The organism is Actinosynnema sp. ALI-1.44, assembly GCF_001984155.1.
Lineage (GTDB): Bacteria > Actinomycetota > Actinomycetes > Mycobacteriales > Pseudonocardiaceae > Kibdelosporangium.
The window spans coordinates 114,337-128,210 of sequence record NZ_MTQO01000051.1; the positions used below are offsets into that span (position 1 = coordinate 114,337).

The following is a 13,874-nucleotide window of genomic DNA, read 5'->3' on the forward strand; positions in this document are numbered from 1 at the left end:
TCCCAGTATCGATTGGTCTAGTCCATATGACCAGATGGGGTTTGGCCATAACGAGTGGTGTTCGGTCCGTGTGCTGGGCCGAAAATGGCGTGGAATACCGCAACTGTGCACACAGGAAGTTCGCGAAGCAGGCAAAACGTGCGTCCTGTGCGGGAATCGTGACTGTCCCGGCCATCCCGTGGAGGTCGACAGCGTCAGCGGCAGGCGTGAACCGGATCGTGATGGACGTGGTTACCGGGCGCGAGACGACCGGGTTGTGTACCGATGGAAAGAGCCCTGTAGAAACCTACAGCGACGAGGGCTTGAACTGTGTAGATCTACACCGGTTCGGTATTCGGTGTAGCGGCTGGTGGCAGGCGGGTCGTCCCGAGTGGCTCGGCGCGTCATCTCGGCTTGCTCGACCGGCGACCTGATCGCTGCGAGTCGGCTCGATCGTGCCCGGTTCCGGGTGTGCCAGCGGTCGGCCCGCACCGCAGTGATCGGATGAATTCCACCTTATCTGCGCAGGTCGTGTCCAGTTCTGGCCGATTTCTCCCCAATCATCGGGAAGTCGAGTGTTTGCATCACCATGATCGTCTGCTTAGATCCGATGTATGGCGAGGAAGCTGCTGGGCCTGGTGATGGCTTCGTTGGTGGTCGTCGGTGCGCTGCCGGGCACCGCTTTCGCTGGGCACGAGTCGCGTGTGCGGGGCATACCTGGCGCTGTCGAGCTGAGTTCCGACGCGAAGGTGGCCGCGTGGCAACGGCTTCAGTTCGGCTTGTTCATCCATTGGGGAATTTACTCCGAACTCGGCGGTGTGTGGCAGGGCAAGCCGGTGACCAAGGGCTACAGCGAGCAGATCCAGATGTGGGCCGACATCCCCGAGGCCGACTACCGCAAGGTGGCCAACGGGTTCCGGCCCGACCGGTTCGATCCGGCCGGCATCTGTTCGCTGGCCAGGCAAGCCGGGATGCGCTACGTCGTCATCACGAGCAAGCACCACGACGGCTTCTCGATGTTCGACACGGCAACCACCGACTACGACGTCGTGAACGCCACCGCGTACGGCAAGGACCCGTTGAAGCTCCTCGCCGACGAGTGCCGACGCCAGGGACTCGGCTTCGGCGTCTACTTCTCGTTGGTCGACTGGCACCAGGGGCACGCCTTCGACGGCGACAACAACAACCCCATTCCCGCGTCGATGGAGCCGGTCATCGAGGGACAGTTGCGTGAGCTGATGTCCCACTACGGCGAGATCTCCGAGGTCTGGTTCGACATGTCGTCGCCGACGCGGGCGCAGAGCGAGAAGTTCGCGGGCATCGTGCGCCGGCTGCAGCCGCGGGCGGCCGTCAACAGCCGGATCTGGAACAACACCGGCGACTTCCGGACGCTGGGCGACAACGAGATCCCGTCGGTTCCGCTGGACGGGACCTGGCAGACGCCCGCCTCGATCTACCACGAGACGTGGGGATACCGCAGTTGGCAGAAGCGGGAGGACCTGCCGGGCAAGGTCCGTGACCTCGTCACCGGCCTCACCGGCGTGCGGGCGCGGGGCGGCAACTACCTGCTCAACATCGGGCCACGCGGTGACGGTTCCGTCGTCGAGTTCGAAGCCGATGTGCTGCGCGGGATCGGGGACTGGCTGCGTCGGCACCCGGAGGCCGTGCTGGGCGCGTCGGCCACCAAGTTCGGCGGGCAGCAGTGGGGTGAGGCGACGGTCAACGGCAAAGACCTGTACCTGCACGTGATGCGCTGGCCCGCCTCGGGCGAACTGCGGTTGCCGGGACTCGCCACCGACGTCCGCCGGGTCGACGAGGACGGTGCCGGTCGGCTGACCTGGAAACGCGACGGCAACGACCTCGTCGTGCGGCTTCCCGCGCAACCGCGGGACAAGGTGCTGCCGGTCGTGAAGGTCCGGCTCGCCGGGGAACTGCGGATCATCCCGCGCAACACCGTCACCGGCGACCGGTCCTGGCAGCTCAAGGCCACCGATTTCGAGCAGGGGTACAGCTACGCCGACAACGGCAGCTACCCGACCACGCGGCGCACCGTCGTCCGGCAGACCACCAACCTGGTGACCGACCGTTTCCGGATCGCGTACGCCAGTTTCCACGGTCAGGCCGAAAAGGACAGTCGATACCGGGTGCGCGTCGGCGACGTCTCCCAGGTGGTGACCGGAGCGGAGCTGACGAGCCGCCCGATCGGCCCGTTCATCGTGGTGCCACGGCAAGTCACGCCGCTCACGGTCACCAGGGCCGCACCGGCGCACCAGGGCGAACCCTTGGGCTTCCAGGTGGATTCAGCGGTGGTCACGCCAGGCCCGTGATGGCCTCAGGCGCCGCACAAGGCGAACGCTCTGGCTGGAACCCGCCTGGTACCTGTCGTTCTTGACGTAGATCCGCCAGCCTCCGCCGTCCGGATAGGAGTCGGTGACCTTCGCGTACCTGCCGTCGCCGTGGCCGCCGCCGAACCCGCCTCCGCTGAGCACCCGCTTGCCCGCCGGGCAGCCGATGTACGCCGAGCCGATCTGGCCAGGCGCGACGGTGGTGTAGTCGCTGTAGAGGTACTGCCGGTTGGCGATCCCGTTGGCACAGACCGCCTGCGCGATCTCGGTGCGGTCGACGGTGTCGTAGTTGCGGCTCAGCCAGCCGGGCAGGTGTCCCGGTGCGGCAGCTCCGGGACGAACTGGTTCCATTCCTCCGGGGTCAGGTTCCGGGCGACCGTGGTGCAGATGCCGCCCGCGACCCGGTCCGGATCCGTGTCCCAGAGGATCACGGTGCCATCGGCGGCCGCGCTCGCCAGCGTGCTGCCGTCCGGACTGAACGCCACGGCCCGCACTCCGGCCAGGTGCCCGGTGAGCCGGGCCGAGACCGCGCGCCGCTCGACGTCCCACAGCAGCACCGTGTCGTCGGCACTGGTGAACGCGATGGTCCTGCCGTCCGGGCTGAAGGCGAGGCCGTGGTAATACGCGTCCTTGTGGCCCGTCACACGGGCGATCTGAGCGCCGGTGGCCACGTCCCACAGCACCACCGACTGGTCCGCGCTCGCGGACACGACCGTTCGGCCGTCCGGGCTGAACACGACCGACCTCGCCCAGCCGTTGTGACCGCGCAGCCGCGTTCTGGGTGTCCGGGTCGCGATGTCCCACAAGGTCACCAGCTGGTTGTCGTGATCGGCCACGGCCAGCAGCCGCCCGTCCGGGCTGAACGCCACACCGGTGGTCACCGCGCCGATGTCCAGGCTGCCCAGCCGGGTGCGGTTCGGGACGTCCCACAGGATCACGGTCTTGTCCACGCTCGCCGTCGCGGCCGTGCGCCCGTCCGGGCTGAGCGCCACGTCCATCACCCGCAAGGCGTGCCCCGGCAGCGTGACCGGTGCGAGGTCGGTGTTGGGGTCCCACAGCTGCAAGGCGCTCGCGCCCATTGCGACGATGCTGCCGTAGGCGACCGCGTTGACCACTTCCGCACCCTGGTCCAGGATGCGGCGAGGTGCACGCGTGGCGACGTCCCACAGCACCGCTCGGCCGGGGCCTGCCGTGGCGAGGCTTCGGCCGTCCGGTGCGAAGGCGAGGCCCTGGACCGCCTGACCCGGCCTGTCGATCAGCGACGGCGCCCGCGGATCCCACAGGATGACCTTGCCTTCCTCACCGGCGGAAGCGAGCGTGCCGCCGTCGGGGCTGAACGCGAGCGTGTAGATGCTGGCCTGGTGCCCGGCGAGGACCGCGCGTGGCACCCGGTGGGGAACGTCCCACAGCCGCACGACCCGGTCGTTGCCCGCGCTGGCCAGCGTGCGACCGTCGGGGCTGAACTTGACGGCGATCACCGCTTCCTCGACGTGCCCGGTGAACGTGGCGACCTGTGCACGGCTGGTCGCATCCCACAGCCGTACGGCCGTGCCCATGCCCGCCGACGCGATCAGCTTGCCGTCCGGGCTGAAGTCGAGTGCCTTGACCCCGCCGACGTTGCCCGCCAGCGCGGCGATCCGCGTCCGGCGCGGCACGTCCCACAGCATGATGGTCTCGTCGTCGCCGCCGGTGACCAGCGTCTTTCCGTCCGGGCTGAACGCAAGCGAAGTGACAGCCGCCGCGTGATCGGTGAACGTCGCGAGCAGCGTCCGCTGGGCGACGTCCCACAACCGGACCGTCCGGTCATTGCCTGAGGACGCCAGCAGACGGCCGTCCGGGCTGAACGCCACCTCTCGCACGATGCTGGTGTGCTGCTCAAGCGACGCGACGACACGACGGTTGCGTACGTCCCACAGCACGACACGGTTGTCGTCACCACCGGTGGCGGCCATGGCGCCGTCCGGGGTGACCGCCATGGCTTTGAGCCACGTTTCATGACCGGTGAGCGTCGCGGTCCGGGTACGCCGCGCGGGGTCCCACAGTGCGACGCTCCTGTCCCGTCCGGCGCTGGCGAGCGTGCCGTCCGGCAGGAACGCGATCTGTGAGACGGCACCGGTGTGCGCCTGGATTTCCGTGCGGTAGTCGCGGTGCGCGGACATGCTCATCAAGGCGCTGCGCGCCTCGACTGTCGGGGCCGTGTGGTACGCCTCGACGCTGAGCAGCTTGGCTCGTCCCGGATCGGACTCGGCGATCGTCAGCGCCTGGATCGCCAGCTGCCGGGACACGGCGACGCGTTGCGCGGCTTCGGCGTCCTGCCGTTGCCGCACCGCGACAACCGAGATCACGGTGACAACGAGCAGGAGCGCGGCCAACCCCACGGCGAGACAGCGCAATTGCCGGGCACGTCGTCTGCCCATCGCGGTTTCCCGTTCCGCCTGGTCGATGCTCGCGTCGAGAAATCCTCGTTCGACAGGACTGAGCGCGGTGGTGTTCTTGTTCGCCCATTCCTTGGCGACGACCAGCCGGGCACCGCGGTACAACGCGCCGGGGTCTTGGTCGAGTACGGACCATTCGTGCGCTGCTTCGGTGAGGTGCCTGTGTGTGCGCAGACCCTCACGGTCGGCGGCCAGCCACTGCCGCAACCGCGGCCACGCACGGATCAACGCCTCGTGCGCGAGGTCCACCGTGTCGTCCGCCACCGTGACCAGCCGGGCTTCGGCGAGCACGTCCAGCACGGCGCCGTCGACGGTGTCCACTTCGGATCGGGTGATCCTGCGTTTGGTGTCCTCTGTGCCTTCGCCGAGCGCCGTCAACCGCAGGAACAGGTCACGCACGAGCTGCTGACGGGGTTCGGTGAGGCCTGAGTAGACGGTCTCGGCCGTCCGCGCGAGCGCGCCGTCGATGCCTCCGGCGGCGCGGAACGCGGCGAGCGTCAAGGCGTTGCCCTTGCGCCTGCGCCACGTTTCCAGCAGGGCGTGTGACAGCAGTGGCAGCACGCCCGCGTTCCCGGAGGCCTGCGCGACGAGTTCGGACAGCAACGCGCCCTCGACCGTGCACCCGGCCTGGACAGCGGGCTGGACGATCGCGCGCCGCAACTCGTCGGTGGTCATCGGCCCGACAGCGACCTGCGCGTCCGCCATGGCGGCCACGAGCTCGGGGTACCGCGTGCAGTGGGCGTAGAAGTCCGCCCGCACGCCGAGCACCACCCGCACGGTGCTGTTCGGCCCGCTCGCGGCCGCGGTCAGCAGGGCGCTGAACCGGTCGCGTTCGGCCTGGTCACGGCACAGGGTGAACGTCTCCTCGAACTGGTCGACGACGATCAGCACCTCGTCGTCGCCTGCCAGCCGCACGGCTCGGCGGAGATTGTCCACGTCGGCCAGCAGGTCGGCGTGCACCTGGCCGGGCGCGGTCCTGGTGAGACGCGCGATCTGCACCGCGCACTCCTCGACCGGGTGCGGTCCGGGCGTGAACAGCACCACCGGGCCGGTCCAGCGGGGGATGAGCCCTGCCCGCAGCAACGACGACTTGCCCGCGCCCGACGCGCCGAACACCGCCGCGAACCGCTGCCGGGTCATCCTCGCCGCCAGCTCGTCGACCAGCCGTTCGCGCCCGTGGAACAAGTCGGCGTCCTCCGGCTGGAACGACGCCAGCCCGGCGTACGGCGAGCGTTCGTCGGCCGCCGGCTGCGCAGGCGGTTCGGCGTCGGCGAGCTCGGCCGTGGCGGCGTGCCACCGCTGCTCCCACTCCGCCTCGTCGCCGCCGCAGGCACGGACGTACGCCAGCGTCACGTTGAGGCTCGGCAGTTGGCGGCCGTTGGCCGCGCTGGACAGTGCCGTCACCGAGAAGTGCGCGCGTTTGGCCAACTCCCGGTACGTCGGGTTGCCGGCGTCCTGCCGCAGCTGCCGCAGGTCGGCGGCGAATCGCAGCAGCGCCGAATCACCCGTGGCGAGCGGGCGTTCAGCTCTCGGCATGGTCTTCCTCCAGGCAGCTCGCCAGGCAGGCGTTGTTCCGGGTTTGTTTGTTCACCGCGCGGGCGTCGATACGGAACAACCTATCCACGTTTGGATGTGGCCCGAGCGACCGGGTCGGGAAACCACCCGGTGACTATCGAGAGGACTGGGCACGGATGAACAAGCGGCGCGAGGACCGAGAGTGGTACCACCGGACGGACCTCGCCTGGCCAGGCCTCATCCGCGCGAATCGTCGTATCGTCGGTTGATCACAGGTCGCGGGCACACCCGGGGTGTCACAGGGGGTTCCCGGGTGTGCCGTCAATTCCCGCGACCATGTCGGCAGAATTCCGCATCGGCCTGGATATGCTGAAACAGTGTCGGCGCCCAGTCGAGGGAAATGGCAACCGGCGACTCCGCCGGAAGTCGCCGAGTTGTTTTCGACGGTCGATGTGCCGTGGTGGATCGCCGGTGGTTACGCGATCGAGTCGCACGTCGGCCACGCATTCCGTGAGCACGGTGACATCGACGTCATGCTGCTTCGACGAGACCAGTCAGCCGTGCAGCAGGCGCTCGCGGGATGGGAGTGGTGGGCCGCCGACCCGCCCGGTGAGCTCCGCCCCTGGCGGTCCGGGGAAGTGCTGCCTTCGGCCGTGCACGACATCTGGTGCCGTCCAGCGGCCGACCAACCGTGGCGGATCCAGATCATTCTCGACGAGTCCGACGGCGAGGACTGGGTGTCGCGACGGGATCCCCGGATCCGCAGACCGATCACGACGATCGGCCTGCGCACAACGGACGGGATCCCTTACCTCGCGCCGGAGATCCAGCTGTTCTACAAGGCCAAGGACCCGCGCGAGAAGGACGAGGCCGACCTCGCCGCGGTGCGGCTCGACCCCGAGCAGCGAGACTGGCTCGACGCGGCCGTTGCCACCGCGTACGGAGTTTAACGGCCCCCAGGCCGCGGAACGCCCGACCAGTTGATACCTGCTCAACCGGGAACGCGACCACCTCGCGCTCGGCGTGCGGATGTTCCCGCCGACCACGGCCAGGTGACCATGTGGCTTTCGGCGCACGGCTTGACTGGCGCACTGCCCGCGCAGCGAGGGCAACCCAGGCAACCGACGTCGGCCCGGCCCGGCGTGACGCCCGGTTCGACCGAGATGGGCGGTCGCGGATGATTCTCGTCACTTGTCCTGATCGTCCCGATCGGTGACTGCTCAGCCCGGACAACGCATCGCGGCCTGGACTGTCTACATGTGACATTCGCGTCGATGTGAGCTCAGCCGCCCGGTATGCGACTGTGTAGGCATGAGAGCCCTCATCCGGTCCTGGCCGCTGAGTGTCCCGTTGTTCGCGCTCGTCGTCCTCGCGCTGACCTGGGGCCGTGACATCCCGCTCGTGCTGGTCCTGATCGTGGCGTTGGCCCTCGGCGGCGCGGTGTCCACGGCGGTGCACCACGCGGAGGTCGTCGCGCACCGGATCGGGGAGCCGTTCGGGTCGCTCGTGCTGGCCGTCGCCGTGACGGTGATCGAGGTGGCCCTGATCGTCACGCTGATGGTGTCCGGTGGTCCGGACTCCGCGACACTGGCCCGTGACACGGTCTTCGCCGCCGTGATGATCACGTGCAACGGCATCGTCGGCATCTCGCTGCTCGCCGGGGCCCGCAAGCACCAGATCGTGGCGTTCAACGCCGAGGGCGCCGGTGCCGCGCTGTCGACGGTCGCGACCCTGGCGACGCTCAGCCTCGTCCTGCCCACGTTCACCACCAGCAAGCCGGGGCCGGAGTTCTCCACCGGGCAGCTCGCGTTCGCCGCGTCGGCCTCGCTCGCCTTGTACGTCGTGTTCGTGCTGACCCAGACCAAGGCGCACCGCGACTTCTTCCTCCCGGTCGGCGTCTCCGACGGCGAGGAGGAGCACGCACCACCGCCCACCGGCCGCGCCGCGCTGATCAGCCTGGGCATGCTGCTGGTCTCGCTGGTCGCCGTGGTCGGACTGGCCAAGGTGGAATCACCGGCGATCGAGCACGGCGTGGCCGCCGCCGGGTTCCCGCCGTCCTTCGTCGGTGTCGTGATCGCGCTGCTGGTGCTGCTGCCGGAGACGTTCGCCGCCGTGCGAGCCGCCCGCCGCGACCGGATGCAGACGAGCCTCAACCTGGGCTACGGCTCGGCGATGGCGAGTATCGGACTGACCATCCCCGCCATCGCCGTCGCCTCGATCTGGCTGGACGGCCCACTGGTGCTCGGCCTCGGCGCCACCCAGATGGTGTTGCTGGCCCTGACCTTCGTCGTGGGCATGCTGACCGTCGTGCCCGGCCGGGCGACGCGGTTGCAGGGCGGGGTGCACCTCGCCCTGCTCGCCGCGTTCCTGTTCCTCGCGGTCAATCCCTAGGCCGTGCGTCAATCCGCTTGCAGTGGACGGCATTCCGGTCACCGAATCCACTGTGGATCATCAGGGTCGGACCGTTTCGGGTGCACGTGTGCCGAGTATCGTCCTGTGTGGTGTGCCAGGGCGCCCGTGTCCGAACTCCTTGGCCGGAGCGGGTAATCAGGCGTGATCAGGTGTGGTAGACCCGGACGTGCCAGTCGGCCACCCACTTGCCGTCACCGAAGTCGAGTGCGGCCTCGCACCGGTACGTGTCGCCGTCGCACCGCAGGTCGGTGACGCGAACGGGGTCCCGAGGTTCCGCCCTGTTCTCGTGGTGGACGTCGACGTCCCACACGGCTACCCAGCGGTCGTCACCGAATTTGAGGTTCGCCGTGCACCTGTAGGTGTCACCGTCGCAGCGCAGCCGCGTGACCGGCACCATATCTCGGGGTTCTGTTCGGGTTTGATGGATGTCGGCGTTCCAGCCGGCTACCCACTTGCCGTCACCGAAGTCGAGTGCGGCCTCGCACCGGTACGTGTCGCCGTCGCACGACAAGCCCGTCACTGGCACCGGGTCCCTGGCGGTCTCGGGTTCGGCCGCTGCCGGTCCTGCGGATACCAGTGCCGACAACGCAACGCACACGGCGATCGCCGATTTCATGAGTTTCATACTTTCCACCATCGCAGCGGCACACCCGGAAGAACAGGCTCGTCATCCGGTGGTGCGCGCGGATGACCACCTGGAATGACGGCACACCACGACATTTCACTGACCGTTGCGGGACACGGCGGTCATGGCTCCCACAGTCCCAGGCTCATCCACCACTCCGTGCGCCCGCGCCGAGCCGGGAGTAGTCGTCCACGTCTGGCGCAAGCTGACCGACCAGCGCCGGTTCGGGTAGCGGCACGGCCCGGTCGCGTCGCAACTTGGTCAGGGCGGCGGCTGTGAGCAGTGCCGCCGCCACGACGACCGAGCCGGCCATCCCGAGCGTCGCCGGGGCGCCGATCCTCTCGCAGAACCAGCCGAGCGCGGGTCCGCCGACCGCTCCAGCCGCGGCACCGACCATGCTCTGCGCGGCGATGACCCGGCCACGCATGTCCTCGGCGGTGTCCAACTGCGCCCGGGTACCCAGAGTCGTGTCGATGACCACGGCTCCCATGGCGATCGGCACCATCACCAAGGCGAACGACCACAGACTGGGCGCCAGCCCGCTCAACGCCTGCAACAGGCCGGTGGCCAGTGCGGTCACCACGAGCAACCGCGGTGTCAGCCGGCTGCACCGGGCGCTGATCACGCCGCCGATCACGGTGCCGACCGCGAACACTGTGGACAACGCCCCATATCCGGCCGCGCCGCGGTGCAGGACACCGTCGGCCATCGCGGCCATTGTGACCTGGTAGTTGCGTCCGAAGCTGGACAGCACGAAACCGAGTGCGAACAAGGTGAGCAGCGAGCGATCCGCGCGCAGGTACCGCAGCCCGGCGCGGACGCCACTGCGGGCCGACGTGCTGGTGGCAAGTGGGTGCAACAGGTCCATCCGCACAGCAAGGACCGCGGCGATCACCGCGAGGAAGCTGATCGCGTTCAGCACGAACAGCAACGGCACCCCGACCACTGCGGCCAGGACACCCGCCAGGCTCATGCCCAGGACGCGGCCGGTCGAGTTGCAGATCGACCCGAGCGCCATCGCGTTGCCCAGGTCCTCGCGGGAGACGATCCGCGCCGCGAACCGGCCGAGGGCCGGCCCTTCGAACACACCGAGCAGGCCGGTCAGCACCGAGATCGCGTAGACCGCCATCAACGGGCCGTCGTCGGCCGCCAGCAGCGCGAGCCCGGCGGCCAGCACGCCGTGCATGGCCTGGGTGCACAGCAACACCCGCCGTGGCGGGAGCCGGTCGGCCAGTGCACCGGCCCACGAACCGAACAGCAGAGCGGGTACGGCCTGCAACAAGATGGCCAGCCCGACCGAGGTCGCCGATCCCGTTCGGGAGAGCACCAGCCAGTTCAGCGCCAGGATCTGCATCCACGAGCCGGTCACCGACACGAGGTCGGCGGCGGCCCAGAGCCGGTAGTTGCGGTGTGCGAGGGCACGCAGCATCGGCGGCAAAGTTCGCCGCATGAACCTTCCTGCCTTTCAGGGACGGCCGTCGGGGTATGCCCGACCTGGCCCAATAGCACCGGTGGTGCCGATCGGGTGCCGTTCGCGAGCCGCAGGAAAGTTAGCTGTTGCTCCGGCGTGAATGCGACCTCTTGGCGCAAGATGTGCACTAGCCCACGTTTGGTAACGCCTTTCCGTCTGCAAGTTCGTCATGACGTGCCCGTGTGGAGCCGTTTTCCTGCGGCGCGAATCACAGGCTTGCTCGCCGTCTGGACGGGTGGCGGCCACACCTGCCGACAACCCGTCCAGCGACAAACAGTGGGTTCAAGCGGGCTAACCGGGCCAAGTGCTGTTGTTCAGGCCGGTGCCGAGGTAGACCTGGTCGAACGTGTTGCCGTCGGCGTCGTCGGTGTAGGTCATCACGATCTGGCCCCACGCGTCGACGCCGAGCGCCGGTTCGTCCTGGCGGCCGGTCACGTTGGTGTTGGCCGTGATCCGGGGCTGGCGCCCGGTCGTCGTGCCGTCGGGGTTGAGGCCCTGCACGAAGATGTCCTGCGCCTCGGTCCAGGTGACCACAGCGGCGCGCTGGTCGTCGATGCCCACCTGCGGATCGGTGCCGGGCACATAAGTGTCCACCGCGGAGGAGGCGGCGCCGGTCGCCGAGAACGACCGGACTCCGATCTGGACGGTCCCGGTGTGGTCGGTTTCCCAGCCGACCACGTGGTCACCGTTGAAGTTCGCCGCGACGGACGCGTGCCGCTGCTGGCCGTCGCCGATGGCGTTGACCACCGACTGGGCCAGCCTCACCCCGCCGGACGGCGTGAAAGCCTTGCGGGCCACGTTGAAGTAGCCGTTCGCGTCGGCGTCCTCGTCCCACACCACGATCGCGTTCTGCGCCGCGCCCATCGCCACGTCCGGCCGCTGGTTCGTGCCGCCCGCGGCGTGCACCTGGACTTCGTACGCCTTCGCGGTGATCGAGTTGAAGCCGGACAACCGGACCGTCGGCGCCGCTGTGCCCTGCTTGTCCTCGAACGCCACCGCGAACCCGGCACCGTCCGGGTCGGCGGCGACGGCGGGGTTGATCTGCTGGCCGTCCGAGTTGGCGTTCGCGGTCGCCGACCCGGTGACCGTGCCCGCGGCGTTCAACGTGCGCACGGCGATCTGGTAGTAGCCGTTGCCGTCCTTGTCGTCCGCCCACACCACGACCGCCGTGCCGTCGTCGTGCAGCGCGACGTCCGGGTGCAGGTGGCTCCAGTTCCCTTCGCCGCCCGCGGACAGCTTCTTCTCGTACAACGAGGTGCCGTCCCGGTACAGCCGAATCCACACGTCGCTGTGCACGGGGTTCTCCGGCGCGGCGGTGTCGCGGTCGTCCTCCCAGACGACGGCCACGTACCCGTTGCGCACGGCGGAGACCGCGGAGTTGTCCTGGTCGCCGGTCGCCGTGCTGTTCGCGGCCGCCCACGTGATGGTCCCGTCCGCTGCCGCCGGGACCACGGTCCCTGCCATGGTTGCCGCCAAGCCGAGCAGAGCGGTCGCCGTGATGGTCAATGCGCGCTTCATGTCTGTCCCTCTCACGGCGCCTGCAGACCAGGGTTGCCTGCCTCGATCACGTAGCTCTTGTCGGTCTTGACGGGGTAGTCGCGCACGCTCACCTTGTCGACGGTGCGGAAGTCGACGTTCATCCGCGTCGGCGTGATCGACGTGCGGACGTAACCCCGCAGGTTCCGGTAGTGCTTCACGTGCGGGTTGAGGCTCGACAGCCCGTTGTCGGCGGCGTTGCCGTCACCGTCCGAGGACACCGAGGTGGTCACCAGTTCGGTGCCGATCACCTTGTCCTGGCTGGCGTAGTTGTTCATGATGTTGCCCGCCCACGAGCGGTGCACGTCACCGGTCAGCACGACTGTGCTGGTGTTGCCGCGCGCCTGCCAGCCGTCCTGGATCCGTTTGCGGTTGGCGGTGTAGCCGTCCCACGAGTCCATGCTCTTGGTGCCGTCGGCCTTCGCCAGCTTCTGCGCGAAGAACACCTGCTGGCCGATCAGGTCCCACGTGCCCCGGTGCTGGCCCATCCCGTCGAGCAGCCAGTTCTCCTGCGCGGTACCGGTCAGCGTGCGGTTCGGCGCGTCTGCCTCGGGACACAGCTTCGAACCGTCACCGCAAGCCTGGTCGTCGCGGTACTGCCGCGTGTCGAGCATGTGGAACGTCGCAAGGCTGCCCCACTGCAAACGCCGGTACAGCTGCATGTTCTCCCGCACCGGCGCCTGCGCCGAACGCAGCGGCATGTGCTCGAAGTACGCGCGATACGCGGCCTCACGGCGTGCCCGGAAGTCACCGGCGGGCGACTGGTCGTTGCGCACGAGGTTGGCGTAGTTGTTCTCCACCTCATGGTCATCCCATACGACCGCCCAGGGCGCCGCTGCGTGGGCCGCCTGCAGGTCGACATCCATCTTGTACAACGCGTGCCGCACGCGGTAGTTCGCCAGGTTCGAGATCTCGGCGGTGGGGTTGTGGGTCCGTACCCGCGCGCTCGCGGCGCCCTCGTAGATGTAGTCACCGAGGTGCAGGATCAGGTCCGGCCGTTCCTCGGCCATCCGGCGGTACGCGGTGAAGTAGCCGGTCTCGTAGTGCGAGCACGACGCGAACAGCATCGTCAGCGCGGAGCCCGAGCCGGGCGCGGGGGCGGTACGGGCGCGGCCGACCTGCGAGATGTGGCCGTCGGCGCGGAATCGGTACCAGTACTCGCGATCAGGCTGCAAGCCGGTGACCTCGACGTGCACGGTGTGCGCGGAGGCCTGGACGGCGGTCGCCGAACCGGACGCGGCCAGCTGGCTGAATCCCTGGTCGATGCCGACCTGCCATTCGACGGTGACCGGTGTGTTCGGCATGCCGCCGAGTCCGTCGGCGTTGAGCGGTCTGGGTGCGAGACGCGTCCACAGAACAATTCCGTCAGCGGTGGGCTCTCCGGACGCGACACCGAGGGTGAACGGGAAGGCCAACGCGTTCGCCGTGCTCGTGCTGAGCATCGGGGCACCCACGGCGGCCAGTCCACCAACGATGAACGTCCTTCGGTGCAGTCGGGTCATGAGCTCCTTCTACCGGCGCCCGCGCACCGCTGGGAACCGCCGAACCGACTGTTT

General features: G+C 68.7%; 9 protein-coding genes. 3 read left to right on the forward strand and 6 right to left on the reverse strand.

The features are described from left to right. Positions 1-593 precede the first annotated feature (593 nt). A complete protein-coding gene (locus tag ALI144C_RS35760; RefSeq protein WP_076991661.1) occupies positions 594-2,306 on the forward strand; it encodes an alpha-L-fucosidase in 1,713 nt (570 codons plus the stop codon). Here the strand turns inward: ALI144C_RS35760 and ALI144C_RS35765 are convergent. Both ALI144C_RS35765 and ALI144C_RS35770 read right to left on the reverse strand, forming a co-directional pair. Then, positions 2,280-2,675 (reverse strand): hypothetical protein, encoded by a 396-nt coding sequence (locus tag ALI144C_RS35765; protein ID WP_076991662.1) that lies wholly within the window; start codon positions 2,673-2,675, stop codon positions 2,280-2,282. The genes ALI144C_RS35760 and ALI144C_RS35765 overlap by 27 nt on opposite strands. Continuing rightward, entirely contained in the window at positions 2,621-6,295 is a 3,675-nt protein-coding gene (locus tag ALI144C_RS35770; RefSeq protein WP_076991663.1) for an nSTAND1 domain-containing NTPase, read from the reverse strand. Before ALI144C_RS35770 ends, ALI144C_RS35765 begins: the two co-directional genes overlap by 55 nt. A gap of 356 nt (positions 6,296-6,651) precedes the next feature. Between ALI144C_RS35770 and ALI144C_RS35775 the strand changes: the two genes are divergently transcribed. Further along, positions 6,652-7,224, forward strand: a complete 573-nt coding sequence (locus ALI144C_RS35775; protein WP_143231070.1) for a nucleotidyltransferase domain-containing protein — start codon at positions 6,652-6,654, stop codon at positions 7,222-7,224. A gap of 361 nt (positions 7,225-7,585) precedes the next feature. Continuing rightward, on the forward strand, positions 7,586-8,665 hold the full coding sequence (locus ALI144C_RS35780) for a calcium:proton antiporter (protein ID WP_076991664.1): 1,080 nt from the start codon (positions 7,586-7,588) through the stop codon (positions 8,663-8,665). Positions 8,666-8,831: 166 nt separating this feature from the next. On the opposite strand, the gene ALI144C_RS35785 is transcribed toward ALI144C_RS35780, so the two are convergent. The 4 genes from ALI144C_RS35785 to ALI144C_RS35800 form a co-directional block, all read right to left on the reverse strand. Beyond that, positions 8,832-9,311 (reverse strand): hypothetical protein, encoded by a 480-nt coding sequence (locus ALI144C_RS35785; protein WP_076991665.1) that lies wholly within the window; start codon positions 9,309-9,311, stop codon positions 8,832-8,834. 145 nt (positions 9,312-9,456) lie between these two features. Then, on the reverse strand, positions 9,457-10,761 hold the full coding sequence (locus tag ALI144C_RS35790) for an MFS transporter (RefSeq protein ID WP_143231071.1): 1,305 nt from the start codon (positions 10,759-10,761) through the stop codon (positions 9,457-9,459). A gap of 312 nt (positions 10,762-11,073) precedes the next feature. Continuing rightward, complete coding sequence (locus tag ALI144C_RS35795; protein ID WP_076991667.1) at positions 11,074-12,300, reverse strand: hypothetical protein; 1,227 nt, start codon at positions 12,298-12,300, stop codon at positions 11,074-11,076. Between the two features lie 11 nt (positions 12,301-12,311). Further along, the gene (locus tag ALI144C_RS35800; RefSeq protein ID WP_076991668.1) at positions 12,312-13,820 is read right to left on the reverse strand and encodes an alkaline phosphatase D family protein; all 1,509 of its coding nucleotides are present in this window, start codon (positions 13,818-13,820) and stop codon (positions 12,312-12,314) included. Positions 13,821-13,874: the final 54 nt, after the last annotated feature.